At 73.2% G+C, this 25,011-nt stretch carries 22 protein-coding genes; 9 read left to right on the plus strand and 13 right to left on the minus strand.

Annotation, left to right across the window (positions count from 1 at the left end; all coding sequences use genetic code 11):
• Window positions 1–4: 4 nt before the first annotated feature.
• From FHG10_RS00550 to FHG10_RS00570, 5 genes are all read right to left on the minus strand, one after another.
• A complete protein-coding gene (locus FHG10_RS00550; protein WP_152351404.1) occupies window positions 5–1,558 on the minus strand; it encodes an arylsulfatase in 1,554 nt (517 codons plus the stop codon).
• A 119-nt stretch (window positions 1,559–1,677) separates the two neighbouring features.
• Entirely contained in the window at window positions 1,678–2,820 is a 1,143-nt protein-coding gene (locus FHG10_RS00555) for an SPFH domain-containing protein (protein ID WP_152351405.1), read from the minus strand.
• Window positions 2,821–2,979: 159 nt separating this feature from the next.
• A complete protein-coding gene (locus tag FHG10_RS00560; protein ID WP_152351406.1) occupies window positions 2,980–3,507 on the minus strand; it encodes a glutathione peroxidase in 528 nt (175 codons plus the stop codon).
• Window positions 3,508–3,805: 298 nt separating this feature from the next.
• On the minus strand, window positions 3,806–4,717 hold the full coding sequence (locus tag FHG10_RS00565; RefSeq protein ID WP_152351407.1) for a PfkB family carbohydrate kinase: 912 nt from the start codon (window positions 4,715–4,717) through the stop codon (window positions 3,806–3,808).
• A 47-nt stretch (window positions 4,718–4,764) separates the two neighbouring features.
• On the minus strand, window positions 4,765–5,448 hold the full coding sequence (locus FHG10_RS00570) for a hypothetical protein (protein WP_152351408.1): 684 nt from the start codon (window positions 5,446–5,448) through the stop codon (window positions 4,765–4,767).
• A gap of 80 nt (window positions 5,449–5,528) precedes the next feature.
• Between FHG10_RS00570 and FHG10_RS00575 the strand changes: the two genes are divergently transcribed.
• Window positions 5,529–7,493 (plus strand): penicillin-binding transpeptidase domain-containing protein, encoded by a 1,965-nt coding sequence (locus tag FHG10_RS00575; protein ID WP_152351409.1) that lies wholly within the window; start codon window positions 5,529–5,531, stop codon window positions 7,491–7,493.
• Between the two features lie 34 nt (window positions 7,494–7,527).
• Here the strand turns inward: FHG10_RS00575 and FHG10_RS00580 are convergent, their stop codons facing one another.
• The 4 genes from FHG10_RS00580 to FHG10_RS00595 all read right to left on the minus strand — a co-directional run bounded on the left by FHG10_RS00580 (window position 7,528) and on the right by FHG10_RS00595 (window position 13,109).
• The gene (locus FHG10_RS00580; protein ID WP_227487937.1) at window positions 7,528–8,667 is read right to left on the minus strand and encodes a MerR family transcriptional regulator; all 1,140 of its coding nucleotides are present in this window, start codon (window positions 8,665–8,667) and stop codon (window positions 7,528–7,530) included.
• Between the two features lie 248 nt (window positions 8,668–8,915).
• Window positions 8,916–9,752, minus strand: a complete 837-nt coding sequence (locus FHG10_RS00585) for an SDR family NAD(P)-dependent oxidoreductase (RefSeq protein WP_152351410.1) — start codon at window positions 9,750–9,752, stop codon at window positions 8,916–8,918.
• 139 nt (window positions 9,753–9,891) lie between these two features.
• Window positions 9,892–10,713 (minus strand): HAD-IIB family hydrolase, encoded by an 822-nt coding sequence (locus FHG10_RS00590; RefSeq protein ID WP_152351411.1) that lies wholly within the window; start codon window positions 10,711–10,713, stop codon window positions 9,892–9,894.
• Window positions 10,714–10,826: 113 nt separating this feature from the next.
• Window positions 10,827–13,109: an oxidoreductase gene (locus tag FHG10_RS00595; RefSeq protein WP_152351412.1), complete on the minus strand. Its 2,283-nt coding sequence runs from the start codon at window positions 13,107–13,109 to the stop codon at window positions 10,827–10,829.
• A 350-nt stretch (window positions 13,110–13,459) separates the two neighbouring features.
• Here FHG10_RS00595 and FHG10_RS00600 point away from each other — a divergent pair, with 350 nt between their 5' ends.
• From FHG10_RS00600 to FHG10_RS00610, 3 genes are all read left to right on the plus strand, one after another.
• Window positions 13,460–14,836 carry an NAD-dependent succinate-semialdehyde dehydrogenase gene (locus FHG10_RS00600; RefSeq protein WP_152351413.1) on the plus strand — a complete coding sequence of 459 codons (1,377 nt, stop codon included), beginning with the start codon at window positions 13,460–13,462 and terminating at the stop codon, window positions 14,834–14,836.
• 71 nt (window positions 14,837–14,907) lie between these two features.
• Complete coding sequence (locus tag FHG10_RS00605; protein WP_152351414.1) at window positions 14,908–15,957, plus strand: GNAT family N-acetyltransferase; 1,050 nt, start codon at window positions 14,908–14,910, stop codon at window positions 15,955–15,957.
• 63 nt (window positions 15,958–16,020) lie between these two features.
• Window positions 16,021–16,710 carry a YdcF family protein gene (locus tag FHG10_RS00610; protein ID WP_227487938.1) on the plus strand — a complete coding sequence of 230 codons (690 nt, stop codon included), beginning with the start codon at window positions 16,021–16,023 and terminating at the stop codon, window positions 16,708–16,710.
• A 31-nt stretch (window positions 16,711–16,741) separates the two neighbouring features.
• Here the strand turns inward: FHG10_RS00610 and FHG10_RS00615 are convergent, their stop codons facing one another.
• Window positions 16,742–17,656, minus strand: a complete 915-nt coding sequence (locus FHG10_RS00615; RefSeq protein ID WP_152351415.1) for a phosphotransferase — start codon at window positions 17,654–17,656, stop codon at window positions 16,742–16,744.
• Window positions 17,657–17,830: 174 nt separating this feature from the next.
• Here FHG10_RS00615 and FHG10_RS00620 point away from each other — a divergent pair, with 174 nt between their 5' ends.
• Both FHG10_RS00620 and FHG10_RS00625 read left to right on the plus strand, forming a co-directional pair.
• The gene (locus tag FHG10_RS00620) at window positions 17,831–18,355 is read left to right on the plus strand and encodes a DnaJ family domain-containing protein (RefSeq protein WP_152351416.1); all 525 of its coding nucleotides are present in this window, start codon (window positions 17,831–17,833) and stop codon (window positions 18,353–18,355) included.
• Between the two features lie 19 nt (window positions 18,356–18,374).
• Window positions 18,375–19,187: an HAD family hydrolase gene (locus FHG10_RS00625; RefSeq protein ID WP_152351417.1), complete on the plus strand. Its 813-nt coding sequence runs from the start codon at window positions 18,375–18,377 to the stop codon at window positions 19,185–19,187.
• Between the two features lie 15 nt (window positions 19,188–19,202).
• Here FHG10_RS00625 and FHG10_RS00630 read toward each other — a convergent pair whose 3' ends face one another.
• Both FHG10_RS00630 and FHG10_RS00635 read right to left on the minus strand, forming a co-directional pair.
• Complete coding sequence (locus tag FHG10_RS00630; protein WP_152351418.1) at window positions 19,203–20,102, minus strand: maleylpyruvate isomerase N-terminal domain-containing protein; 900 nt, start codon at window positions 20,100–20,102, stop codon at window positions 19,203–19,205.
• A 70-nt stretch (window positions 20,103–20,172) separates the two neighbouring features.
• The gene (locus FHG10_RS00635) at window positions 20,173–21,534 is read right to left on the minus strand and encodes a glycoside hydrolase family 15 protein (RefSeq protein ID WP_152351419.1); all 1,362 of its coding nucleotides are present in this window, start codon (window positions 21,532–21,534) and stop codon (window positions 20,173–20,175) included.
• A gap of 118 nt (window positions 21,535–21,652) precedes the next feature.
• Between FHG10_RS00635 and FHG10_RS00640 the strand changes: the two genes are divergently transcribed.
• The gene (locus tag FHG10_RS00640; protein ID WP_227487939.1) at window positions 21,653–22,336 is read left to right on the plus strand and encodes a class I SAM-dependent methyltransferase; all 684 of its coding nucleotides are present in this window, start codon (window positions 21,653–21,655) and stop codon (window positions 22,334–22,336) included.
• Between the two features lie 57 nt (window positions 22,337–22,393).
• On the plus strand, window positions 22,394–22,777 hold the full coding sequence (locus FHG10_RS00645) for a DoxX family protein (protein ID WP_152351420.1): 384 nt from the start codon (window positions 22,394–22,396) through the stop codon (window positions 22,775–22,777).
• On the opposite strand, the gene FHG10_RS00650 is transcribed toward FHG10_RS00645, so the two are convergent.
• The gene (locus FHG10_RS00650; protein ID WP_152351421.1) at window positions 22,740–24,275 is read right to left on the minus strand and encodes an MFS transporter; all 1,536 of its coding nucleotides are present in this window, start codon (window positions 24,273–24,275) and stop codon (window positions 22,740–22,742) included. The two genes, FHG10_RS00645 and FHG10_RS00650, sit on opposite strands and share 38 nt — an antisense overlap.
• Before the next feature lie 188 nt (window positions 24,276–24,463).
• Between FHG10_RS00650 and FHG10_RS00655 the strand changes: the two genes are divergently transcribed.
• On the plus strand, window positions 24,464–25,003 hold the full coding sequence (locus FHG10_RS00655) for a TetR/AcrR family transcriptional regulator (RefSeq protein ID WP_227487940.1): 540 nt from the start codon (window positions 24,464–24,466) through the stop codon (window positions 25,001–25,003).
• The last annotated feature ends 8 nt before the right edge of the window (window positions 25,004–25,011 follow it).

Raw genomic sequence — 25,011 nt, forward strand, 5'->3', positions numbered from 1 at the left:
GCCGTCACAGCCGCGCGAACTCCTGCACCCAGCTCGCCTCGGACTGCGGGGCGCGCCCGGGGACGAGGCGCCCGTCCTCGACGTACCCCTCCTCCCGGTCCGTGAGGGCCGTGACCAGCAGCCGGCGGTGCCGGGAGAGCTCGTCGGCATGGGAGGGGTCCGCGGCGAGGTCGGTGAGCTCGTGCGGGTCGGCATCGAGGTCGAAGAGCTGCTCGTGGCCGTCGCCGGAGAACCAGATGTACTTGAAGCGCGGCGTGCGGATCCACTGCATCGAATGGCGCCCGAGGGCACTGATCACGTGCTCGCCGTGCAGGTGATCGCGCACGCGCGGTACGGCCGCGGCAGCGCTCGACGGCGCGCCGTCCCCGTCGTCGGCCCCGTCCTCGGTCCCTGCCCGCAGGGACGGCAGCAGGCTCGCGCCGTCGACGTCCTCGGGGATCGGGACGCCCGCGAGGTCCAGCAGCGTGGGCATCAGGTCGCGCAGCTCGACGATCTCGTCGACCTCGCGCGGGGCTCCCGTGCCCTCGCGCAGGGATGCCGGCAGGTGCAGCAGGAAGGGGATGTGCGACGAGCCCTCGTACGCGACGGACTTGCGGTACATGTCGTGGTCGCCGAGCATCTCGCCGTGGTCGGACACGAAGGCGACCACCGTGTTCTCCAGCAGACGCAGATCGTGGAGGGTCTCCTGGAGCCTGTTCATCTGCAGGTCGATGAACTCGATGCTCCCGTAGTAGCCCGCGCGGACGTCGTGGTGCACCGACTCCTTGCGCGCGCCGAACTCGGCCTCGACCTCATGGTCGCGGCGGAAGCCGTCGAAGCGCGAGACCCAGGTGCCCATGGGCCGCTGCGCGTGCGGCTGGGCGCGGTACTTGTCCCACAGCCAGCCGGGCGGATCGAAGGGCGCATGCGGCCGGTGGAAGGACATGTAGAGGAAGAAGGGACGGGTGGGGTCGCGGCGCTGGAGGAAGCGGAAGGACTCGTCGGCGACCCAGCGCGTGGGGTGCAGCCGCTCCTCGCGCTCCCACGGGCGGGCCGTCATCGCGTTGCAGCCGATGCCGGTCTCCTGGTGGTCGGCGCGCGGATCGCCGGTCTCCCGGCGCAGCCAGTCGACGTAGTCGTCGCTCGCGCCCGAGGCACCGCCGGTGGCGCGCCGCGAGACGTGCAGGAAGCCGTCGTGCAGGAGCACGTCGTCGAATCCGCAGCGGGCCCGGTCGGGGAACACGTGCATCTTGCCCACGCCGAACGTCTGGTAGCCGGCCCCGCGCAGCGTCGAGGGCAGGGTCACGGGGTAGGCGGCGGGGAAGTCGATGCCCTCGCGGTATCCGTAGCGCCCGTGGGCCTCCTGGCTCTTCCCCGTCAGCAGGGCGACGCGGGCCGGGACGCAGGTGGGCGTCGCCGAGTAGGCCTTCGTGAAGCGGAAGCCGTCGCGCGCGAGCCGATCGAGGTACGGGGTGTCGATGTGCTCGTTCCCCGAGATGCCCAGGGCATCCGCGCGCATCTGATCGACGCACACCACGATGAGGTTCGGGCGGGAGGGGGAGGAGGACGTCGCTGTCATGTCTCCATTGTGTCGTGCAGGAAAAGATATGAGGGTGGCGAGCCGAGATCCTGCGATCTCTGTTCGCCACCCTCACATCTTCGAGGCGTTCGGCCCGCCCGGGCGGGCCGCCCGCGGGGTCAGCCCTGCTGACCGGGGTGGGCCCACGGCGGCTGCTGGCCGCCGCCCTGGCCCTGCTGGCCCTGCGCCTGGTCGCGTGCCCGCTGGGCACCGCGCTCGGCGTCGGCCTTGGCCTCCTGAGCGCGCTGAGCGGCGGCGCGGCGCGCGGCCTCGGCCCGCTGGCGGCGGCTCTCGTCGGCCTGTGCGGCGTCCGCGCCGTCGCCCGCATCGGACGCCTCCTGGGCGGCCTGCGCCTGGAGCATCGCGGTGCGGATCTCCTCGCCCATCGAGCCGACGGTGCCGGGGTTCGAGGGCAGGAACAGCACGTTGGAGCGGCCGTTGCGGGCCACGTCCTGCATCGTGTCGAAGTACTGCGTCATCAGCAGCAGCTGCTCGGCGCTGGACTCGATGCCCACCTTGCGCAGCATCTCGTACTGCTCGGCGATGCCCATGGCGATCGCCTTGCGCTGCGCTGCCACGCCCTCGCCCTGCAGGCGCTTGGACTCGGCCTCCGCCTCGGCCTGGGTGACGCGCTTGATCTTGTCGGCCTCGGCGAGGGACTGCGCGGCGACGCGGTCGCGCTGGGCGGCGTTGATCGAGTTCATCGAGTCGCGCACGCGCTGGTCCGGGGAGATGTCCTGGACCAGGGTGTTGACGATGTTGAAGCCGAACTCGCGCATGCGCTCGCTCAGCGTGTTCTCGACGCTGCGGGCGATGTCGTCCTTCGACTCGAACGCCTCGTCGAGCTCGAGGCCCGACAGCGCCGAGCGCACCGTGTCGAAGACGTAGGAGCGGATCTGGTTCTCAGGGTTCGACAGCCGGTAGTAGGCGTCGACGACCTGGTCCTCCTTGATGACGTACTGCACCGCGACCGGCACCGTGACGAACACGTTGTCCTTGGTCTTGGACTCGATGTTGACCTCGAGCTGCTGGATGCGCAGCGAGATCGGACGCGTGGTGCTGTCCACGAACGGCGCCTTGACGTTCAGGCCGGGCGTGGCGACGCGCTTGAACTTCCCAAAGCGCTCGACGATCACGTTCTCCTGCGTGTGCACCGTGAACATGATGCTGGTGCGCAGGCCCCCGAACAGAAGCGCCGCCAGGATGGCCAGGACGACCACCAGGACGACGATCACGATGAGGACGGCGATGGCCCCCTCCATGGGATCCCCTCTCGTTGTGCGTGTGCATCCCTGTGCGGGCGCACGGGATGGGACTCAGGTCACGCTATCAGTGCGGAGGAGGTCGCCCCGGGGCGCGTCCGGGCCGGTCGGGAGCGGTACGGACGCCGCAGCGGGGGCGTGGGAGGCGCGCTCGCGGGCTCAGGCCGCGTCGGCCCCGAGCTCCTCGCGGACCCTGCGCTCGATGCGCGAGGGCGGCACGGGCGGCGCATAGCGCCGCAGCACCCGACCTTCGGGGGAGACCAGGAACTTCGTGAAGTTCCAGCTGATGCGGCCCCCGATGAGTCCGCCCTTCTGCGTCTGCAGCCACGACCACACGGGGTGCGCCTCGGGGCCGTTGACCTTCACGGCGGAGAACATCGGGAAGGTGACGTCGAAGTTGTCGGTGCAGAACTCTTCGATCTGCTCGTCCTCCTCGAGCTCCTGATGGAACTGGTCCGAGGGGAAGCCGAGGACGGAGAAGCCCTGGTGGTGGTACCTGCGGTGCAGGTCCTCGAGGTCCTGCAGCTGCCGGGTGAACAGGCAGCGCGAGGCCGTGTTGACCACGAGCACGAGCTGCCCGCGGAACTGGTCGAGGGAGACCTCGTCGCCGGTGATCGAGGTGGCGGTGAAGTCGTGCAGGGTGAGGGTGCGCGGGGACGACGCATGGAGGTCGGGCTGTGTCGCCATGAATGCTCCTCCTCGATGGCGTGGTGGGGCGATAGCTCGGTGGGCGGGCCGATGGTGCGTCCGCGGCGGCGGGCGCCGCGTCGGCGCGCGAGGGCCGACGACGCGAGGGCGCCGCGGAGGATGTCGAAGGTGGGGGCTGCCGACGCGTGCGTCCGCGATCGGGCTACGCCATCGTAACGTGTCCCACTCCACAGATCCTGAGTGCGTCCGGCGGGCGGGACCGCGGATCGGCCGACGCGCTCAGCCGGGATCGCTCTGCCCACTCGCGCGCCCACTCGCACGCCCGCTCGCGCGAGGCTCACGCGAGGAAGGCGTCGACCTCCGCGCGGGTGGGGGCGGTCACGGGGCCGCGCCGGGTCACCTTGATCGCGGCGGCCGCGTTCGCGCGGGTCGCGGCGGTCTCCCAGTCCGCGCCGAGGGCCCGCTCCGCGAGCAGCACGCCGGTGTGGGTGTCGCCCGCGCCGTTGGTGTCGACGGCGGTCTGGGGGAAGCCCGGCAGCGAGGTGCCGCGGCCGTGGTGGAAGACGGTGCAGCCGCGCTCGCCGTCGCGCACGATCACGACGCCACCCGGGCGGATCCGCCGGTGGAGGGCCTCCGGGGTGTCCTCCAGGCCGTCGCGGTCGGTGAGCGCGAGCGCCTCATCGGCGTTCGAGGTCCACACGGTCACCCGGCGGAGCACGCGCTCGCGCAGCTCCTCGTCGAAGGTCGCGAACGGCGCCCCGGGATCGAGCACCACCTCGACGCCGTCGGCCACCTGCTCCAGCCATGCCAGGAGCGGGTCCCGGGTGGGCTCGAAGAAGCTGTAACCCGAGAGGCACAGCAGATCTCCGGGCCGGGGGTCCAGGCGGGAGAGCGAGTCGACGCTGATCCGGCGTTCGGCGCCGTACCCGGTGACGAAGGTGCGCTCGGCGCTCGGCTCGACCAGGACGATGCACTCGGCGGTGTCCTCGTCCGCGATCGGCTCGGTCGCGAGAGCGACCCCGTCGCCCGCGAGGGCCTCGCGCACCAGGTCCCCGTTCGGCCCGGTGCCGTGGGCGCCGCCGTGGACGGCCTCGGCGCCGGCGCGGGCGGCGGCGACCAGGATGTTCACGGCGCCGCCGGCGAAGCGGCGGGAGTCGGCGGCGTTCACGTTGCCGCCGCGCGGAGGCAGCGCGGGCACCTCGACGACGAGGTCCACGAGGGCCTGGGCGGTGTGCAGCACACGGGGCATGGCCCGAGTCTAGGGCGAGGGCCCCACGGGTGAGGGAAGAGCGCTCGCTAGCGGCGAGGGCCCGGGGTGATCTGCCGCAGGTGCGGCGGAGGAGGTATCAGGCCGAGGATCGTGAGCTCGTGGGAGAAGGCGATCATCAGCAATCGGCACATGATCGGCACCGCGAACGCGAGCCCCATCAGGACGAGCAGCATCGAGTTGGTCGCCGTCCCGGGGCCGAGCACCGGTGCGGGCACCAGGGAGAGGAGCCCGAGGACGGGAGTCGTGACGATCCCGCAGGCGCCGAGCAGGGCGAACAGCAGCCGGCGGCCTCCGCGCACCACGGCTCCGAGGCGTCCGGTGGTCAGTTCGAGGGAGCGCACCGCGACCAGGATGTCGAGCACGAGCGCCGCGATCGCGAGGAGAGCCGCGAGGACCAGGGCCAGCAGGTTCACGGCGACCCAGCCGAGGAGCACGTCGAATCCGTCGTAGGCCGATCCGGTGGAGTCTCCGGACAGCCGATCACCCCAGATGTCGAGCACGAGGGTCGCGGCCACAGGCACCGCGAGGACGAGGGTGAGCGCGATCCCCACCAGCGCGTCGGCCAGCACCAGCCGGCGGGTCCCGACGATCGCGCGCGCCGCCACCGCCGCGGGCGCTGCCCCGGCGGCGCCCGGCCCCGCCGTCGCGCGGCCGGCGGGCCCGGAAATCGGGCGGCCGGCGGGCCCGAGGGGCGGCAGGTGGTCGCTCACGCCCCCAACCTATCCGCCGGACCGTGCAGGTCCTGTGCATCTGTGGACGGATCCCAGCAGGGTGCAGGACGATGGGGCGCATGGCGCCTGCTTCCTCCCCCTCCGACCCCACCCGCACCCGACGTCGTCGCGGGCCGATCATCGCGGGGATCTCCGCCGTGGTGGTCCTCGCCCTGATCGCCGCCTTCTTCGTCATCCGCGATCGCGCGGGCGACGGTGGGAGGGAGGCGAAGGCGCTGGCCGCGGCCCTCGCGAGCGGCGACTTCAGCGGCGTGACGCTGACGGGCACCGATGCCGCGGCGGCGAAGAAGGAGCGCGAGAAGGCCCTCGGCGACCTCCAGGACGCCTCCGGGAAGGCGCCCAGCGTGGAGGTCGCGAAGGTCGAGAAGGCGGACGACGGCACGCGCACGGCGACCCTCGACTGGAGCTGGGCCCTCCCGCACGACGCCGGGATTTGGGACTACACCACCACCGCGTCCCTCACGAAGGACGGCGACACCTGGGCCGCGGAGCTCGACCCCGCCGAGCTCGCCCCGGACCTCACGGCCGACGAGACCGTCTCCCTGCGCACCGTGCAGGGGGACCTCGGCTCGATCACCGACCGCGACGGCGACGACCTCTACGGCCCGCGCGAGGTGCGCGTGCTCGGCATCGACAAGACGCAGGTCGACGCCGACCAGCAGCAGGACGCCGCGAGGAAGCTCGCCGACCTCCTCGGCATCGACGCCGACACCTTCGCCGACTCCGTGAAGAGCGCGGGGGAGAAGGCCTTCGTCCCCGCGCTCACGATCCGCGAGAGCGCGATCGACGACTACCCGCTCGACAAGGCGGCCGACGTCCCCGGGTACCACGAGCAGAAGGAGACCCAGCCGCTCGCGGTCACGAAGGACTTCGCCCCCGGCGTCCTCGGCTCCCTGCGCGAGGCGACCGCAGAGGACATCGAGAAGTCCGACGGGGACGTCGTCGAGGGGGACATGGTGGGCAGCGGCGGGGTCGCCGCCGCCGAGCGCGACACCCTGGTGGGCACCCCGGGCGTGCAGGTCGTCGCCTCGGACGCGAAGACCGGCAAGGAGCGCACCCTGCACGAGACCGACGCGACCGGCGGCAAGGACGTGGAGACCACGCTCGACACGGCCCTGCAGAAGAAGGCCACCGCGGCCATCGCCGACCAGGACTCCGCGAGCGCCGTCATGGTCATGCAGCCCTCGACCGGGGACGTCCTGGCCTCCGCGCTCGGGCCGACGGGCCAGTCCTACCCGGTGGGCCTCGTGGGCCAGTACGCGCCCGGGTCGACCTTCAAGACCGTGACCGCGCTGTCGCTGCTGCGCGCGGGCGACACCCCCGACACGAGCGTGGAGTGCCCGGCGACCGCGAGCGTCGAGGGCCGCTCCTTCAAGAACGCCGACTCGATGGACAAGAGCCTGTTCGGGAAGATGTCCCTGGCCACCGCGATCGCGCACTCCTGCAACACCGCGATGCTGCTGCAGTACGACACGGTCTCCCAGAAGAAGCTGGCCGACGCCGCGACCACGCTGGGCATCGGCCAGGACGCCCCCGAGGGCCTCAGCAGCGCCTTCATGGGGACCGTCGACCCCGACGACTCGGGCGTCGAGCACGCCGCGGACATGATGGGCCAGGGCCGCGTCCTCACCTCGCCCCTGAGCATGGCGACCGTGCTCTCGAGCATCCAGAACGGCTCGACCGTGCGGCCCCGGATCCTCGCCGACGACGACTCGAAGGCCCCAGAGGCCGACAGCCCGCTGACCGAGGACGAGACCTCCCAGCTCCAGAGCATGCTCCACGGCGTGGTCACCGAGGGCACGCTGAAGAGCACCTTCGGGGACGTCGGCGGCGACGAGATCATCGGCAAGACCGGCACCGCCGAGTGGACCGACGAGAACGGGGACGACAAGCTCCACTCGTGGGTCGTCGTCGCCCAGGGCGATGTGGTCGTCGTGGCCTTCGTCGAGGACGGCGGCTACGGCGCGACGACCGCCGGGCCCATCGCCAAGGAGGTCCTGGCCGCCGCCCAGAAGGACGGCTGAGCGCTGAGACGCGGCGACGAGCCCGGCCGCCCGCTCAGCCGAGGTCGGCGACGACCGCGGCGAGGTTGTCCGGGGCGCCCGCCTCGAGCGTCCGACGGGCCAGGTCCTGGGCCGTCTGCTCGGGGGCGGAGCCGGCGAGCAGCGCCTCGCCGAGCTCCTCCGCGGTGAGGACAGCGTGGATGCCGTCGCTCGTGAGCACGAGCCGGTCGTCCGCGGCGAGCGTGCGCACGATGAGGTCCGGCGCCGTCGGCGCGCCGGCCGCGAGCGCGCGGTTGAGCACGGCGCGCCGGGGATCGGCGGCGGCCTCCTCCTCCGTGAGGCGGCCCGCCGCGACCAGCGAGGCGACGTGCGTGTGATCCCTGGTCAGCGGCTCCACGTGTCCCTCGCGCACGAGCAGGGCGCGGCCGTCCCCGAGGTGGGCGAGCACGAGACGCTCGCCCTCGAGGACCGCCGCGATCAGGGCCGCGCCGGAGGCACCGTCGGCCGGGAGCAGGTCCGGCAGCGCGGCCCACGCGGATTCGAGCGCGGTGAGGACATCGGGGTCGTCGCTCCCGCCGAGCGCCGTGCCGAGGCTCGTGCCGAGCGCGTCGAGCAGGCGGCCGGCGAGCTCGTCGTCGCGGCCGAAGCCGTCGGCGATCGCGAGCAGCATGCGCTCGCCCGGCAGGTCCATTACGCGGACGGCGTCCTGCTGGCTCGCGCGCACGGCGCCCTGCTCGAGCACGTGCGCGACGCTCACGTGGCCGGATGCGGTCGACGTGTGGGTGGTGGGGTCGGTGGTCATGGGACTCTCCTTGGTCGGGAGCGTCCGGAGATCCGTGAGCAGTGAGGCCACCTCGGTGCTGCGGGTGCGGGCGTCGGCCTGCTCCTGCAGCCACCAGGAGCGCAGCTCCTGGCCGGCGGCGTCGGAGGGGAGGTCGCAGATCACGCGGATCCGCTCGAGCCCCATGCCGATCCCCCGCAGACGGGCGATGAGCAGGGCGCGCCCCACCTGGTCGGCGCCGTAGCGGCGGTACCCCGTGAAGGGGTCCACGTGCCGCGGCGGGATCAGGTCGGAGGCGTCGTAGAGGCGCAGCGCCTTCGGGCTGAGTCCGCTGCGGCGGGCCAGCTCTCCGATGCCGAGCATCTGCGCGGGCGCGGTGCGCCCGCGTGCGTCCTGTCCGTCGGTCCCGTCCATCGTGCGACTCCTCGTCGTCCCGGGCGGTGCGCCCGAGCATGATGCCCCGGATTCTCCGGTGCGGGGATCTCCCGCACCCCGCACGCTGGTCCCTGCCCCGAGGGGAGGGTCAAGGCGCTGCCCGAGCGCGGGAGCGGCAGCGGTCGCGCCCGGGAATGGTGTCGCGCACGAGGCCCCCGCACGGAGCGTGCACTACGCGTAGCAGGAGGTCGGGTGACCTCCATATATGCACGCCGCCCGACCTCTGACTACGCGTGGCGCACGGGGTCGCCTTCGCCGCCGCGGGCTTCGCCGCGCCGCATCATCCGGCCCACGGTGGTCGCGACCAGGCGGGTGGGCAGCACGCGGCGGGTCAGCTGCGCCATGGCCGTGTTCGCCATCCCGGGCACGACGGTCGAGGGCGGATTCCGCCGCTCCAGAGCCTTGAGGGCGGCTTCGACGACCTCGTCCGGCTCCATGCGCGGCAGGCCGGCCGCGGCCGCTTCTCCTGCGACCTCGAAGAACTCGGTCTTCGCGGGGCCGGGGCAGAGGGCGAGCACCCGCAGGCCGGCGGAGCGCGACTCCTCCCAGAGCGCCTGGGTGAAGTTCAGGACGAAGGCCTTGGAGGCGCCGTAGGCGGCGAGCCCGGGGTTGGGCTGGAAGGCGGCGAGGCTCGCGAGGTTCACGAGGATCCCGTTCCCGCTCGCGCGCAGGTCCGGGAGGAAGGTCGTGGTGAGGTCCACGAGCGCGTCGACGTTCAGGCGCACCATCTCCAGGGTGCGCTCGCGATCGACGTGGTGCAGGGCGCCGGAGTACCCGAAGCCCGCGTTGTTCACGAGCCCGGTGAGCGTGATGCCGCGCTCGCCGAGGTCGCGGCGCAGGGTCTCCGCGGCGCCCTCGCGGGCGAGGTCCATGGTCAGAGTGGTGACGGTGACGCCGTGGGCGGAGCCGATCTGCGAGGCGACCTCGGCGAGGCGGTCTGCCCGGCGGGCGACGAGCACGAGGTCGGCGCCGCGGGCGGCCAGCTGATGGGCGAACTCGACGCCCAGGCCGGAGCTCGCACCGGTCACCATCACGGTCGCGTTCTCGAGGTGCAGCGGGCGCATGGGCCGGTCCTTTCGGTGGGCGGGTGGAGAGGAGAGCGGTGGAGAGGGGAGCGGAGGAGAGGCGGAAGCGACGGAGAGGAGGAGGCGGAGGGCGGGGGCCACGGGCTCGACCGATCCGACGGGCGCGATGAACGCGTGGTCAGAGCAGTCCGAGCCGGTCCAGGGCGAGGGCGAAGCCGTTCCCGCTCGGCGGCGGGACCACGAGGTCGGCATGCTCGAGCAGGGCCGACGCGCCGCCGTCGATCGCGACCGCGGTGCCGGCCGCCTCGAGCATGCCCAGGTCGTTCGTGCCGTCGCCCACGGCGATCGCGACGGAGACGTCGGCCCCCAGGTGCTCGAGGATCAGCCGCATGCCGTCGGCCTTGTCGACGTCGGCCAGCTGCAGCTCCCCGGCATGGGAGTCGTCGGTGGCCACGGAGTTCGGCAGGGGCCGCAGCGCGGGTCCGATCTCCGCGGCGAGGACCTCCATCGGCACGGGGCTGCCCCACACGGAGATCTTCGCGAAGCGGTGCGCGGTGAGGTCATCGGGGGTCTGCACGGAGGCGAGGATCTCGCGGGCGTTGCGCTCGGCGCGTCCGTCGTCGGAGAGCCGCGCGCGCATCACCTCCGCGGTGCGCGCGGTCGTGAAGATCGCGTCGGAGGCCTCCAGGGCGAAGCCGACGCCGTGGGCCAGCAGCACCTCGGCCGCGCGTCGGCCGACGTCCTCGGGCACCAGGTGGTCGCACAGGCGCTCACCGCCGACCTCCACGACGGCCCCGGCCCCGGTGATCGCGCCGTCGAACAGTTCGCGCACCGCGCGCGGCACCATGCAGATCGCGCGCCCCGTGCTCAGCAGCACCGTGTGCCCGTTCGCCTGGGCGCGCCGGGTCGCCTCGATGTGGGCCTCGGGCACGACGCCGTGGTCGGCGAAGGTGCCGTCGAAGTCGGTGAGGACGATCCGCGGGGAGGCGGCAGCGGGCATGGCGTGGTTCCTCCACAGGATCAGGGACACGGCGCGGCGGCGCCGATCTGCACGGTAGCAAGAGGCGGGCGTGCCTGCCCGGGCACCACCGCGCGCCGGGCCCAACCGCGCGCTCAGAGCGCGGCGGCGGTCTCGACGGCCTGGCGGATGGCGCGCTCGGCGTCGAGCTCGGCGGCGACGTCGGCCCCGCCGATGACGTGCACGCGCGGCGCGTCCTCGCCCTGCAGGGCGAGCAGCTCGTCGGCGAGGGTGCGCTCGGAGACCTGGCCCGCGCAGATCACGACGGCGTCCACGGCGATCACGCGCTCGCGGGCCTCCGGCTCCTGCCCTTCGGGCTGGTTCTCAGGCCGTCCCTCGGGCCGTCCCTCGGTGACGTGCAGGCCGCCGGCGTCGATGCTGCGATAAGCGACGCCGCGGTGCTCGATGATCCCGGCGTGGCGCAGCTCGGCGCGGTGCACCCAGCCGGTCGTGCGACCCAGGCCCTTCCCGATCTTCGAGCTCTTGCGCTGCAGCAGGTGCACCTCGCGGGGGCGGGCCGGTGCGGCGAGGGGACGGGTCGCGACGGAGGCGGAAGCCTCCGTCCCGGGGCGGTCCGCGACGGCGAGGGTCGACGGGGCACGCCCCGCGGACGAAGAGGACGGCGTCGATGCGGCCCACGCGGCGAGGCCGCCGCGGAACGCGGCCGGGTCGGCCACTCCCCAGCGCTCGCGCCAGGCGGGCGGGTCCTCGGTGAGAGACGGCTCGGGCGCGGTGAGGAACTCGGCGACGTCCACGCCGATGCCTCCGGCGCCGATGATGGCGACCCGCTCACCGACCGCCGCGAGGGCCTCGTGGCGAGGCATCGACAGCAGCTGGGCGTAGCTCAGCACCTGGGGGCCCTCGGCCCCGGCCTCGTTCGTCGACGTTCCGTCCGCGCTGTCGCGCGCCGCCGGCCCTTCCGCCGTCGCGAATCCGGGGAGATCCAGCACGCGCGGACGGACCCCGGTCGCGATGATCACGTCGTCGAAGCCGCGCAGAGTCTCCGCGTCGGGCCGCGTCTCGAGCTTCACGTCCACGCCCTCGGCGGCCAGCCGCGACTGCCAGGAGCGCAGCGCCTCGGCGTACGCCTCCTTGCCGGGGATGCGGGAGGCGAACAGGAACTGGCCCCCGAGCTGCGAGGACGCCTCGAACAGGGTGACCACGTGGCCGCGCTCGGCGGCGGCGACGGCGGCCTCGAGCCCTGCCGGTCCGCCGCCGACGACCGCCACCTTCCGGCGCCGCGGCACCGGCACGGGCAGCAGCGTCAGCTCGGTCTCGCGGGCGGCCCGGGGATTCACCAGGCAGCTCGCCCGCTCACCGGAGAACACCTTGTCCAGGCACGCCTGGTTGCAGGAGATGCAGGAGACGATCTGCTCCTCCCGGCCGCTTGCGAGCTTCGCGGGCAGCTGCGGGTCGGCGAGCAGCTGGCGCGCCATGGAGACGAGGTCCGCGGTGCCGTCGGCGATCACGGACTCGGCGAGGTGAGGATCGTGCAGACGGTTCGAGGCGACCACGGGCACCTCGACGCTCTCCCGCAGGCGCCGGCTGACGTCGACGAACGCGCCGGAGGGGACGGACGTCGCGATGGTGGGGACGCGCGCCTCGTGCCAGCCGATCCCGGTGGACAGCACGTCGACGCCGATCTCCTGGAGCCGGCGGGCGAGCGCGAGCGTCTCCTCCCAGTCCTGGCCCTCGGGCACGAGGTCCAGCAGGGAGATGCGGTAGGTGAGCAGGGCGTTCGGGCCGATCGCCTCCCGGACGGCGGCGGCGACGGCGAGCGGCACCGCGCGGCGGTCCTCGGCGGTGCGGCCGTACCCGTCGCGCCGACGGTTGGTGCGCGGGGCGAGGAACTGGTTGAGCAGATAGCCCTCGGACCCCATGATCTCGATGCCGTCGTACCCGGCCTCGACGCCCGCCCGCGCGGCCCGCGCGAAGTCGGCTATCGTGCGCCGCACCCCGGCGCGGGTGAGCCCGCGCGCGCGGAACGGGGTGATCGGGGACTTCCCGGCCGACGGTGCCGCCGCGAGCGGGTGGAAGGAGTACCGGCCCGCGTGCAGGAGCTGCAGGACGATGCGTCCGCCCGTCTCGTGGACGTCCCGGGTGACCAGGCGGTGCGCGTCCATCCGGCGCGGCCGGATCTGCGCCCCGTGCGGGGTCAGGCGCCCGCTGAGGTTCGGCGAGAAGCCGCCGGTGACGATCAGGCCCACGCCGCCGCGGGCCCGCTCGGCGAGATGCGCGGCGAGCTTCGGGGCGTCGCTCTCCTCGTCCTCGAGGCCGACGTGCATCGACCCCATGACCAGCCGATTCGGCACGGTGAACGGGCCCAGATCCAGGGGCGAGAGCAGATGCGGGAAGGAGCTCGGGGCGAGCTCGGGCATAGGGACCTCCGGTGGGCCGGTGCGGAGCGACGTCCGATACAGGCTACGGGGACGACGAGACACCAGGGCACAAGCCTCCTTCGAGCTGGGGTCGATCCCGTCGGACCTGGGCATCTCAGCGCTTACCTTCGGCGGAGCCCGCCGAAGCCCGCGGCCTCCCGCCGGGCGACGGGATACAGACCGTCCGGTAAAGCGGCCGTGGGTGGGGCGCGCGTCCGACAGCGGTTCCCGCAACGTCCCTGAACATCCGGGATTTCGCACCGTCGCGACCCCCGGCTCTCCACGGACGAGTGCGAGCTCGAGCAGCCCGGCCTTTACAGGCGGTGGACCCCTCCCCGTAGCGTGGTCGTATGGCTGGATACACGACCACCAACCCGACAACGGGACAGACGATCAGGGAATATGACGGCCTGGACGAGGCAGGGGTGGAGAGGACCTTGTCGCAGTCGTCCGACGCATACCCGGAATGGCGGGATAAGGGGGCGTCAGAGCGCGCCGCAATCCTCGAGCGTGCCGCCGATGCCTACGACGAGCGGCAGGAGGAGCTCGGTCGGCTGATCGCCCAAGAGATGGGCAAGCCGCTCGCCCAGGGTATCGGCGAGGCGCAGCTCGCGGGTTCGATCTACCGTTGGTACGCGACGCACGGTCCCGAGATCCTCCGGAGCGAACAGCTCGACCCCCAGGGGGCACAGGAGTCGCTGGTCCAGACGGAGCCGATCGGCCCTCTCATCGGGGTGATGCCGTGGAACTTCCCCTACTACCAGGTCGCGCGCTTCGCGGCCCCGAATCTGGTCGCGGGGAACACGATCATCCTCAAACATGCCGAGATCTGTGCGGCATCGTCGTCGGTGATGGCGGACATCCTTCACCAAGCGGGCGCCGCCGCCGGTGTCTATGCGAATGTCTTCGCCGGTCATGAGCAGATCGCTGGCATGATTGCCGACCCGCGGGTGCGTGGGGTCTCTCTCACGGGGAGCGAGCGCGCCGGCGCTTCGATCGCCGAGACAGCCGGGAAGAACCTCAAGAAGGTCGTGCTGGAGCTGGGGGGCTCCGACCCCCTCATCGTCCTCGAGGACGCGAACATCGACGAGGTCGCCCGCACCGCCGCCACGGCTCGGCTCTCCAATGCCGGGCAGGCCTGCAACTCGCCCAAGCGAATGATCGTGGCCCATCACCAGGCGCAACAGTTCACCTCGAGGGTCATCGCGTCGTTCGAACAGGCTGTCGTGGGCGATCCGACCCATGAGGGCGTCGACGTGGGTCCGCTGTCCTCGGTCGGCGCGCGGGATACCGTCGTCGAGCAGGTGTCGCGTGCCGTGGAGCAGGGCGCGCACCTGCATGTCGGGGGCGAGGCGATCGAGGGTGACGGCGCGTTCATGCGTCCAGCCGTCCTTTCGGGCGTGACGCCGGAGATGGACGCCTATTCCGAGGAGATCTTCGGCCCCGTCGCCGTGATCCACGAGTACGAATCCATCGACCAGGCAGTGCAGCTGGCGAACGACGTGCCGTTCGGCCTGAGCGGATCCGTGTGGGGTGCCGACCTCGAGCGCGCGAAGGAGGTCGCAGACGGACTGCAGGTCGGTATGGCCTACATCAACGAGCACGGTACGACCCTTGCGGGGCTCCCGTTCGGTGGGGTCAAGCGCTCCGGGTTCGGCCGGGAACTGGGGCGCTGGGGCATGGGGGAGTTCGTCAATACTCGCCTGCGGCGCACCTCCGCTGCCTGATCTTCGGCTCCGAGCGCCCGCCGCAGGTATATCTGTGGACGCCCTGCTCACCGCATGGTCGACTGGCTCGCATGGAGATCACCGTGCGCCCGCTGAACGTCGACGAGCCCGGCATCCTCGAGCAGCTGAACTCCCTCGACGAGGCCTGCGATCGCGACCTGTTCGGCGCCGTCGAGAAGCACACCGTCGCCCAGCGCCGCGCGATCCTCGCCGACACCCCGTACTGGAAAGTGCAGCGGTGGATCGCGGAGGTCGAGCCGATGGACGGCGGTGCGAGCGTCGTCGGCCTGTGCACGGTCCACCTGGCGCTCGAGGAGAACCTCGACGCCGTGGATCTGGGCCTCGCCGTCCATCCCGCGTATCGCGGGCATGGCGTCGCGACCGCCATGATCGAGCGGGCGCTGCTGCCCGCCGTCGCGGACTCCGGCCGCCACCAGGTGTCGTACTGGGGCGAGATCCCCGCGAAGGGCGACCCCGATGATCCCGCGCTGCCCACCCGGCGCATCGCCGCGCGCATGGGTCTGGAGCGGCGGACGATGGGCGTGTGCCGCACCCTCGCCCTGCCGGTGCCCGAGGACCTCCTCGACGAGCTGGCCGCCGAGGCCGCTGAGAAGACCGACGGCTATGTGATCCGCCTGTGGGAGGACGCCGTCCCCGAGGAGCACCTCGAGTCCTTCGGCGTCGTGCTGCGCCAGCTCGACCTCGACGATCCCGACGAGGACTTCGAGTACGAGGCGCCGCAGTACACGCCCGAGCGGATCCGCATCTTCGAGAAGCGCCGCGCCGACGCCGGCACCCGCGTGCTGATCGCGGTCGCCCTCGCGCCGGACGGCTCGATCGCCGCGCACAGCGAGATCCACGTCCAGGGTTCCGCGGGGACGACCGTCGGCTGGCAGGAGAACACCCTGGTCATGCCCGGTCATCGCGGGCACCGCCTGGGCCTGGCCCTGAAGGTCGCGAACCATCGCCGCCTCCCCCAGGCGTTCCCGGAGCTGCAGCGCCTGGTCACCTGGAACTCGCATGTGAACCCCTGGATGATCAGCATCAACGAGAAGCTCGGCTTCGAGGTCGCCTTCCGCGAGATCGGCTTCCAGGGCGAGGCGCGCGCCGACGGGGCCTGATGCACAGGTGAACGGGCGGCGAACACGCTCGTCGGCCACAGGTCCCGCCCGTACGATCACTGCGTGTCCCCCGCATCGCAGGCCCGCTCCCGCCGCGCTCGCCGAGACCGGTGCTCGCCGCTGGTCCTCGGCGCGCTGGGTTCGGTCGGGATCGTGGCGGGTGTCCTCGCGGCAGGGGAGGTGCTCTCCGCTCGCGCGGCCCGTGCGGAGCGTGCGCAGCTCGAGCGCATCCGGCCCGGCGTGGGGCCGACGGGCGAGTCCGCGGGCCTCCGCGAGGTCATCGTGGTGCTCGGCTACGGCAATCCCGGCAGGCGCATCAACGCGGTGAACCGCTGGCGGGTCGACGTGGGCCTGCGCTCCCGGGACCCGCAGGCCACGAGCAGCCTGCTCGTGATGGCCGGCGGGGCCGTGCACGGCGAGGTCTCCGAGGCCGAGCACATGGCCCGCTTCGCCCGGTCCGAGCGCGGCTACGCCGGGCTCCTCGTCCTCGAGGACGAGAGCGTCACGACCTGGGAGAACGTGCGCAACGTGCTCCCGCTGCTCGAGGACGCCGATCGCATCGTGCTCGCGAGCGACCCCCTGCACTCGGTGCGCGCCGAGGGTTTCCTGCGCACCCTGCGCCCCGATCTCGCCGCCCGCCTCGCGCCCGCCGAGGGCAATCGGCTCGGCGAGCAGATCCTGCGCAAGCCCGCCTTCGTCGTGATGGGACTCGAGGGTCTGCGTCGCGCACGCCGCGACGGCCTCATCGTCTGAAGCCCTCGTAGCCTGGAGCGCGGTCCGGGGATCACGCCAGCACCTGATCCGCGAGCAGGCGCTGGAGGGTCGTGCGTCCCAGCTCGGCCATCGCAGGCAGCGTGCTCCGGTAGTACCAGACCAGACCCAGCGCCTGCTCGAGCGCCCACGCGGCTCCGCGCTCCCACTGCAGATCCGATGCCCCCAGCTGCTCACGCAGCACGGCCCGCCGGTCGGCGTCGAGCAGATGCCAGGCGACCACGAGGTCCAGCGCGGGATCGGCGGGGCCGAACCCGCCCGTGTCCAGCACGCCGACCAGGCGCGGCTCGACAGCGGCGCCATCGACGAGGAGGTTCGCGGGGATCAGATCTCCGTGGCACAGGCCGTCGGGATCCTCGCGCGGGAGCGAGCGGGCGCGCTCCCACATGCGTCGCAGATCGTCGACGGGGAGCAGGCCCTCGCTGCGATGGAGGCAGTGGGTGACCCAGTCGTCGTGATCGGGCAGGTGGCCGCCCCGTCCGGTGCCGGAGAACCGGCGCTCGCCGGCGTCCCCCTCCCGCAGCGTCCCGATCAGCGAGGCGAGCTGATGCGCGACGGACGCGGAGCGCTCGATCCCGCGCGGCGTCGTCGGGACTCCCGGCACCCAGGTCTGCAGGGACCAGGGGAGCGGGAACCCTGGCCCCGGCGCGCCGACCCCCTGCGGGACGGGGGCGGCCACGGGGGTCGCGAGGGCGAACTCGGCCATGGCGCGCTGCTCGTCCTCGAGGTCGCGGCGCACCTGCGCCGGGTCGGCCCGCCGGCGAGGGAACCGCGCCGCGAGGGAATCGCCGATCCGCACGATGCGGCTGGTCGTCCCCGCGGCGGGCAGGACCCGGACGGAACATCCGGCGAGGTCGGGCCGCATGCCGACGATGCGCGCGGCGGCCACGTCGGCCGACAGCGGGATCTCGTCCTCGTGCATGCTCATCCCGCGGAGGCTACGGGCCTGCACGGGGCCGGTCCATCGGTTATCCGGCCGCCGTCCCCACCCGCCGTCCTGGACTCCCGCGCCCCGCCGCGAGAGGATCACGGGGAGAGCGGAGGCGGGGCGCGAGGACGCGCAGCCCGCACGCGCCGAGCACCGATCCGCGAGGAGGCTCCGATGATCCGGGACGGCAAGTGGGTCGACGGCGCCATCGAGGAGGCCATGGCCCGCGGGGACTTCGATGATCTCCCCGGCAGCGGCAAGCCCCTCGAGCTGCCCACCCACCACGACCCCGACTGGTGGATCAAGCAGCGCATCGCCGAGGGCGAGGTCGATCCGTCGGCCCTGCTGCCCACGGTCGTGCTGCTGCGCCGCGAGTACGCCGCGCGCGACGAGACCCTCGCCGAGCTCCCCGACGAGGACGCCGTCCGCGCCTACGCCGAGGAGTTCACGCACCGGGTGATGGACGACCGTCTCGAGCACCCCATGGCCCGCATGATCTCCCCGACCCTCGAGACCGACGAGGCCCTCGCGCGCTGGCGCGAGCTGCGCGCCGCCCGCGCGGAGCAGGAGCGCGCGGACCTCGAGGCCGCCCGTGCCCAGACAGCCGCAGCGCCTCCGCGGACCTCCTGGTGGCGCAGGCTCCTGGGCCGGGGGGATGCGGGTCACGAGGCCTCTTCGGGGACGCCCGCCGAGCGGTAGCCGCCCGTAGACTCACGGTATGTCCCCGGTCCGTCTGGTCGCCTCCGATCTGGATGGCACTCTGCTCGACGATGCGGGCGCCCTCACCGAGCGCACCGCCCGCACCTGGCGGGCCCTGTGGGACCACGACATCGAGACCGTTCTGGTCACGGCGCGCCCGCCGCGCTGGGTCGATGCCCTGGCCGGGATCACCGGAGCCCACGGCGTGGTGCTCTGCCTGAACGGGGCGTTCGTCTACGACGCGGCGAACCGCCGGGTGCGCAGTCATCATGCGATCGCACCGGACACGGTGCGCGAGATCTCCGCGCGGCTGCGGCAGATCCCCGGCATCCGCTTCAGCGCGGAGCTCGCGGGAGGCGCCCACCGCGAGCCCGACTACCTGGGCGGCACCCCCGCCGGCGTGCTGCGCACCGAGGCGGCGTCCGTCGGCCCCATCGAGGAGGTGCCCGGGCCCGTCGGCAAGCTCCTGGCCCGCAGCGACGAGCTGGGGGAGCGGGAGTTCCTGGCGCGCGTGCGCGTGCTGCTCGGCGACATGGCGCTGCTGTCGACCTCGTGCGAGGGAGGTCTCGCCGAGATCGGCCCGTCGGGCGTGACCAAGGCGCGGGCCCTGGAGGCGTGGAGCGCGGACCTCGGCATCGCGGCAGGCGAGGTGTGGGCCTTCGGCGACATGCCCAACGACATCCCGATGCTGGAGTGGGCGGGCACCGGCTGGGCCGTCGCGAATGCTCACCCGGACGTGCTCGCGGTCGCCGACCGTGTGTGCGCCGAGAACAGCGCCGACGGCGTCGCCGAGGCCCTCGAGAGTCTGCTGCCCGAGCCCGCGGGGGCGTGACGCTCTCGAGCGCGCTCAGTCCATGCCCTGGGCGACGCGCTCCCGCACCGCCCGCACGGCCGTCGCATCGCCCGTGAGCTCGACGCTCTGCGCGCCCTCCTCGAGGACGTCGAGCGCGCGCTCCCTGCCCCACAGCCAGAGGTAGAGCGCAGGGGCGAGACCGCTCGCGACCGCGCGCGGCAGGGCGCCGACGGCGTCCGACGACTCGCCCCCGCCCCCGCCGCCCTGGCCCTCGCCGGGCAGCGGGCGGGCGAGCAGCTGCGAGAGCTCCTCGCCGTCGCGCGGGCGGGTACCGTGCCAGCGTGCGATCTCGACCTCGATGCCCGCGCGTGTCCCGTCGTTCTGGCCATCGCGCACCTGCAGGGTGAGCACGGCGAGCGACTCGACCTCCGCCCACTCGGGGATCCAGTCCCAGCTCGCGGCCCACATCACGCCGACCGCGTGATCGATGCCATCGGTCGCGACGTCCTCGCTGATCGCGGTGACCGGCACGTTCGCGGTGAGCTGCGCGTCGACGCGATGCACGGTCGCCTCGTGCACCTGCATGCGCCGGGTGAAGCCCACGGTCTGGTCGGCGGGGAACCAGGACCAGCAGGTCTCGGCGCCGCCGCGCGTGGTGAGCTGGGCGAGGAGCGCGGCGGTCGCCTGCTCGCGCCGTTCGACGAGCTGGTTGCGGGCGCCGGGGCCCTCGGGACGCGGGGCCTTCGCGGCGTCGATCGCCTCGGCGTCGGCGTCGGTGAGGGCGCCGCTGCCCAGCACGCCGGCCCAGAACTCGTGCACCTCGGTGAGGTGCCACAGCAGGTCGACGGAGGTCCAGTCGGGACAGGTGGGAACGGGGGCGGAGGGGTCCGGTCCGCGCAGGGCGTCGGCGAAGCGCTCGGCCTCCTCGGCGATGAGGTCTGTGGCCTGAGTCATGCCACCAGTGAATCACTCCGCGGAACGGCGGGCAACGGAGATCCGGCCCGCCTCCCCGCGTGCCTGTCGATCAGCTCTCGCGGAGCGAGTCGAGCGTGAGCAGGACGTTCGCTGCCGTCCAGGCGAGCGGTGCGACCGCGGCCGGTGAGCCGTCGGCGAGGACCTTCTCCGGCAGGGACCCGTCCGCCGTGCGGTGCTGATCGAGCCAGCCGAGCAGGTCGCGCGCGCCGTCGGCGTCCCCCGCGCGGGCGAGGCCGAGGGCGAGCAGGGACGTCGAGGGCGTCCAGCTGACCCCGTCGCGGCGCCACCGTGCACCGGGGGCGATGCCGCCCGCGGGACGTGCCAGGGATGTGCGCAGCGCGCGCAGCTGGTCGGCCCCGACGATGCCATGGCTGCCGGTCGCATCGAGGAAGGCGAGGGCGGAGTCGGCGCCGCCGCTGCGGGCTCGGCGCTGGAAGCCGTGAGGGCCGAAGGAGGTGACGAGGACGCGGCGGAAGGCCTCGGCCCCGTCCCTTACGGCTCCCTCCCCGTCGAGCCGCCCGGCGGCTTCGAGGCCCGCGAGGGTCGAGGCCATGATCCCGAGAGTCACCGCGCGCTCGCTGACCTCCCAGTAGTCGGGGGAGACCGGCGGCAGCAGGGTGCCGTGGTCGGTGGCGCGCAGCAGGGCGTCGCGACTGGTGGCGAGCAGGGGGCCGAGGCGACGGCGCGCCGACGCCCGGGCGCTCCCGGACCGCGTGCCGATCACCTCGGCGGCGGCCCAGAGAGCGAGGCCCGTGCCGTCGAACTGACGCGGGCGCTCGTCCGGGGCCTCGCCGGTGGTGGGGGAGTAGCGGGCCTCGAACCAGCCGTCGGCCGCCTGCAGCTCCTGCAGATGGGCGAGGTGGTCCAGGGCCGTGTCCACATGGCCGATGCGCGCGAGGGCGACCGCGCAGAAGGCGGTGTCGCGGGGCCAGATGAAGCGCCAGCTCCTCGACCAGCCGGCGACCGGGGCCGGCAGGCCGTCGCTGAGCGCCCACAGGTCCCAGACCGCGCTGCGCGCGAGTGCGGCGAAAGCGTCGGGAACCTCGGCGAGCCAGGTCGCGGCACCTTCCATGAATTCGTGGGCCCGGCGGGCGACGGGGGAGTCGGCGGGTGTCCCGGCGAGCAGCCGGGTGCCGGGCTCGAGGCGGGGTGAGGACGCGGCTGATCCGGCCGAGGGCGAGCCCGACGGCGGGGCGAGGAGGGTGCGCCGACCGTCTGCGTCGACGGCCACCGTGCTCGAGTACAGCGAGATCGTCGCGTTGCCCGGCAGATGCGCGCTGAGCAGGCGATGCGCCCCGGCCCCGAGTCCGCCGAGGGCGATCACGGCGCCCCCTGCGCCGAGGGTCTGCAGCGCGCGGCGGCGCGTGGGACGGGGTGTCGGGCTGTCCGGGAGCGCGGCGTCATGCGTCATCGAGCCCCCTTCCCTGCTCGGGACAGTATGCCCGAGAGCCGTGGTCCGCGCGTGTCGAGAGGACGGGGGATGTCCGCGGTCGGTGTCCGACGGACGTCGGGACGTACCGTAGGACCGCATGGGCATCCGCGATCATCTCGACTCCCGCCTCGGCACCGCTGCGTCGCGGGCGATGCACGACCTGAACGCCCGGCACCCGTGGAGCCACAACGACCACTTCCACAGCTGGATCCTGCACGAGCTGCCGGAGCGTCGGCGCGCGGCGCTCGACGTCGGCTGCGGGCGCGGCGGGCTGCTCGCCGAGCTCGCGCCCTGGTTCGATCGCGTCGCAGGCATCGACCGCGACGCCGGGATGCGAGAGGCCGCCGCGCGGCGCACGGCGGACCTTCCGCAGGTGGACGTCCTGGACACGCGCCTCCAGGACCTCGAGGGGCCCTTCGACCTGATCACGATGATCGCGGTGCTGCATCACCTGGACCTCGAGCAGGCGCTGACTCGGGTGCGGGAACTCCTCGCACCCGGCGGACGCTTCCTCTGCGTCGGCCTCGCACCGCCCGTCTCGGTGCGCGACCACGCCTGGGACATGACGTCGATGGTGACGAATCCGCTGATCGGCGCCGTGAAGCACCCCTGGCCCGCGCGGCACGATCCTGACGTCGCGGCGCGGACCGCGATCCCGGTCAGGGACCCCAGCATCCCGCTCGACGAGCTCGTGCGCCGGGCCGCCCCGATCCTCCCGGGGCTGAGGGCGCGACGCCGCTTGGCCTTCCGCCACACCCTCGAATGGACCCGAACCGTGTGAACCCTGTGCCATCGGGTCCTGCACCACGCGGCCGTGCCGCGGGCATAGCCTGGGGCGATGAGCAACTCCTCGCGCACCCGCCGGTTCCTCACCGCCCTGCTCGCCGGGGCCGGGGTCATGCATTTCGCGAAGCCCGCGCCCTTCGACAGCATCGTGCCCCCCGCGCTGCCCGGCGGGGCGCGGGCCTACACCTACGCCTCGGGCGTCGCGGAGCTCGCGATCGCCGGGATGCTGGCGGCGCGCCCCACCCGGCGCCTGGGCGGGGCGGCGTCCGTCGCGCTGTTCGTGGCGGTGTTCCCCGCGAACGTGCAGATGGCGTGGGACTCCCGGCACGGATCCCCGGTGCGGAAGGCGATCGCCTACGGGCGCCTGCCCCTGCAGGGCGTGCTCATCGCCCAGGGGATCAGCGTCGCGCGGGACGGCGCTCCCGCATCGCGATGAGCACCATCGCCGCGGCGGCCACCATCAGCACGACGCCCACTCCCGCCGTATAGGCGACGCCGGAGTCGAAGGCCTCCCTGGCCGAGTTCAGCAGCGCCTCGCCCGTCTCGCCGCCCATCGAGCGGGCCGCATCGGTCGCGCCGCCCAGGGTCTGCCCGGCGGCGTCGGCCGCTGCGCCGCTCAGTGCCGTCGGCACCTCGACATGCGCGCGGAAGGCCGCATTGAGGATCGAGCCGAGGATCGCGGTGCCCAGCACCGCACCGGTCTCGTAGGCGGTCTCCGAGATCGCGGACGCGGCGCCGGCCCTGCGGGCGGGCACGGCACCGAGGATCTCGTCGTTCGAGATGGTCTCGGCGGTGCCGACGCCCGCACCGACCACGGCGAAGGCGAGCACGAGCGCCCCGTCGGACCCGGCCGTGCCGGTGACCAGCACGATCCCGTAGCCGACGGCGTTCATGAGCAGCCCCGCCGCCATCGCGTGCGCGGGCCGGACCCGCGGCACCACGCGCACCACGAGCAGTCCGGTCACGATCGTCACCACGAGCCCCGGCAGCAGGAGCAGACCGGCCTGCATGGGGGAGCGGCCGCTCACGAGCTGCAGGTGCTGGGAGAGGAAGTACAGGAACCCGACCAGCGAGAACACGCTCAGCAGGTTCGCCGTGACCGAGGCGCTGAAGGCGGGGATGGTGAACAGGCGCACGTCGAGCATGGGCTCCTCGCGCGTGACCTGGCGGCGCACGAAGGCGACGCCCGCGAGGACCGCGACGCCCGCGGCGAGGACGACGGGGGTGGAGACGCCCGCGTCGGCCGCGGTCTTGATCGCCCAGACGAACGGGGTCATGGTCGCCATCACCAGCACGATGCTCAGCGGGTCGACGGGCCCCGGCTGCGGGTCGCGCGACTCGGGGACGAGGATCGGTGCGAGCGCGAGCAGCGGCACCAGCATCGGCAGGGCCAGCAGGAACACGGAGCCCCACCAGAGGTGCTCGAGCAGGAAGCCGCCCAGGATCGGGCCGAGGGCCGCTCCCCCCGAGAACGCTGCGGCCCACAGGGCGATCGCGGTGCGGCGCTCGCGCGGGTCCTCGAAGATGTTGCGGATCAGCGAGAGCGTCGCGGGCATGAGCATCGAGCCGAACAGGCCCATCGCCGCGCGCAGGCCGATGAGGGCGAGGGCGCTGGGTGCGAAGGCCGCGAGCGCGGAGACGGCCGCGAAGCCGGCGGCGCCGATCAGCAGCAGCCGGCGCCGGCCGATGCGGTCGCCGAGGCTCCCCATCGGCACCAGCAGGCCGGCCAGCAGCAGCGGATAGATGTCGACGATCCACAGCAGATCCGTGCCCGAGGGGCGCAGCGCCTCCGAGATCGAGGGCAGTGCGAAGGACAGCACGGTGTTGTCGACCGACACCAGCAGCACGGGGAGCATCAGCACCGCGAGGGCGGCCCAGCGGCGCCGCGGCGAGGTCGACGTGCCGATCACCGGGATGGGGCTCGTGATGGTCATGGTCTTCCTCCTTCGATGCGGTGGATGCGCGGGACGCGCTGGGTGTGCGGCCAGGTCTGGATGCCCGGGGCGCGGGATGGGGGCGGAAGCGGATGCGGGGCCGACGGGCGCGGAGCGCCTCGCGTCGACCCGTCCAAGACTAAACCGTCCAGACGGTACAGTAAACAGCGGGGCCTATGGTGTGGGTCATGTCCGCACGTGAAGACGTCCTCGACGCCCTCGAGCAGATCCTCATCCGCGACGGGGGGCGCGCCGCGACCCTCGACGCCGTCGCCGCCCAGGCAGGGGTCTCCAAGGGCGGGCTGCTCTACCACTTCGGCTCCCAGCGGGCCCTCGTGGAGGGTCTCGCCGAGCGGATGCGCGAGCGCGCCGCGCAGGATGTCGAGCTCATGGCCGAGGCGCCCGACGGACCCTCCGCCTACTTCGTGCGCACCTCCGTCTTCGAGGACACACCCTTCGACCGCACGCTCGTGGCCGCGACCCGCCTCTCCGGCAGGGACGATGCGCCCGTGCACCAGGCCTTCGCCGACATGCGCGAGGGATGGCTCGCGCTGATCCGCGAGGAGGTCGGCGACGACGCCCGGGCCGAGGCGATCATGCTGATCGGCGACGGGCTCTACTACAACGCCGTGCTCGATCCCGCCTTCCAGGCGGGTGACGTGGTGCGGGCGAAGGCCATGGAGGGGCTGCTCGGCGTGGTCGCGCAGCTGCGGGACGGCAGCGCGTGAGGGCGCGT

The sequence above is a fragment of the Brachybacterium subflavum genome, from assembly GCF_009299795.1.
GTDB lineage: Bacteria > Actinomycetota > Actinomycetes > Actinomycetales > Dermabacteraceae > Brachybacterium > Brachybacterium subflavum.

Bases quoted from the DNA above. Each gene is read 5' to 3' on its own strand.
- FHG10_RS00595 (WP_152351412.1), bottom strand. From the start codon at position 13,109: ATGCCCGAGCTCGCCCCGAGCTCCTTCCCGCATCTGCTCTCGCCCCTG.
- FHG10_RS00565 (WP_152351407.1), bottom strand. From the start codon at position 4,717: ATGCCCCGTGTGCTGCACACCGCCCAGGCCCTCGTGGACCTCGTCGTC.
- FHG10_RS00615 (WP_152351415.1), bottom strand. From the start codon at position 17,656: ATGAGCATGCACGAGGACGAGATCCCGCTGTCGGCCGACGTGGCCGCC.
- FHG10_RS00640 (WP_227487939.1), top strand. From the start codon at position 21,653: ATGGGCATCCGCGATCATCTCGACTCCCGCCTCGGCACCGCTGCGTCG.
- FHG10_RS00560 (WP_152351406.1), bottom strand. From the start codon at position 3,507: ATGGCGACACAGCCCGACCTCCATGCGTCGTCCCCGCGCACCCTCACC.
- FHG10_RS00575 (WP_152351409.1), top strand. From the start codon at position 5,529: ATGGCGCCTGCTTCCTCCCCCTCCGACCCCACCCGCACCCGACGTCGT.
- FHG10_RS00650 (WP_152351421.1), bottom strand. From the start codon at position 24,275: ATGACCATCACGAGCCCCATCCCGGTGATCGGCACGTCGACCTCGCCG.
- FHG10_RS00580 (WP_227487937.1), bottom strand. From the start codon at position 8,667: ATGGACGGGACCGACGGACAGGACGCACGCGGGCGCACCGCGCCCGCG.
- FHG10_RS00590 (WP_152351411.1), bottom strand. From the start codon at position 10,713: ATGCCCGCTGCCGCCTCCCCGCGGATCGTCCTCACCGACTTCGACGGC.
- FHG10_RS00635 (WP_152351419.1), bottom strand. From the start codon at position 21,534: ATGACGCATGACGCCGCGCTCCCGGACAGCCCGACACCCCGTCCCACG.
- FHG10_RS00605 (WP_152351414.1), top strand. From the start codon at position 14,908: ATGGAGATCACCGTGCGCCCGCTGAACGTCGACGAGCCCGGCATCCTC.
- FHG10_RS00645 (WP_152351420.1), top strand. From the start codon at position 22,394: ATGAGCAACTCCTCGCGCACCCGCCGGTTCCTCACCGCCCTGCTCGCC.
- FHG10_RS00600 (WP_152351413.1), top strand. From the start codon at position 13,460: ATGGCTGGATACACGACCACCAACCCGACAACGGGACAGACGATCAGG.
- FHG10_RS00630 (WP_152351418.1), bottom strand. From the start codon at position 20,102: ATGACTCAGGCCACAGACCTCATCGCCGAGGAGGCCGAGCGCTTCGCC.
- FHG10_RS00625 (WP_152351417.1), top strand. From the start codon at position 18,375: ATGTCCCCGGTCCGTCTGGTCGCCTCCGATCTGGATGGCACTCTGCTC.
- FHG10_RS00655 (WP_227487940.1), top strand. From the start codon at position 24,464: ATGTCCGCACGTGAAGACGTCCTCGACGCCCTCGAGCAGATCCTCATC.
- FHG10_RS00620 (WP_152351416.1), top strand. From the start codon at position 17,831: ATGATCCGGGACGGCAAGTGGGTCGACGGCGCCATCGAGGAGGCCATG.
- FHG10_RS00550 (WP_152351404.1), bottom strand. From the start codon at position 1,558: ATGACAGCGACGTCCTCCTCCCCCTCCCGCCCGAACCTCATCGTGGTG.
- FHG10_RS00555 (WP_152351405.1), bottom strand. From the start codon at position 2,820: ATGGAGGGGGCCATCGCCGTCCTCATCGTGATCGTCGTCCTGGTGGTC.
- FHG10_RS00585 (WP_152351410.1), bottom strand. From the start codon at position 9,752: ATGCGCCCGCTGCACCTCGAGAACGCGACCGTGATGGTGACCGGTGCG.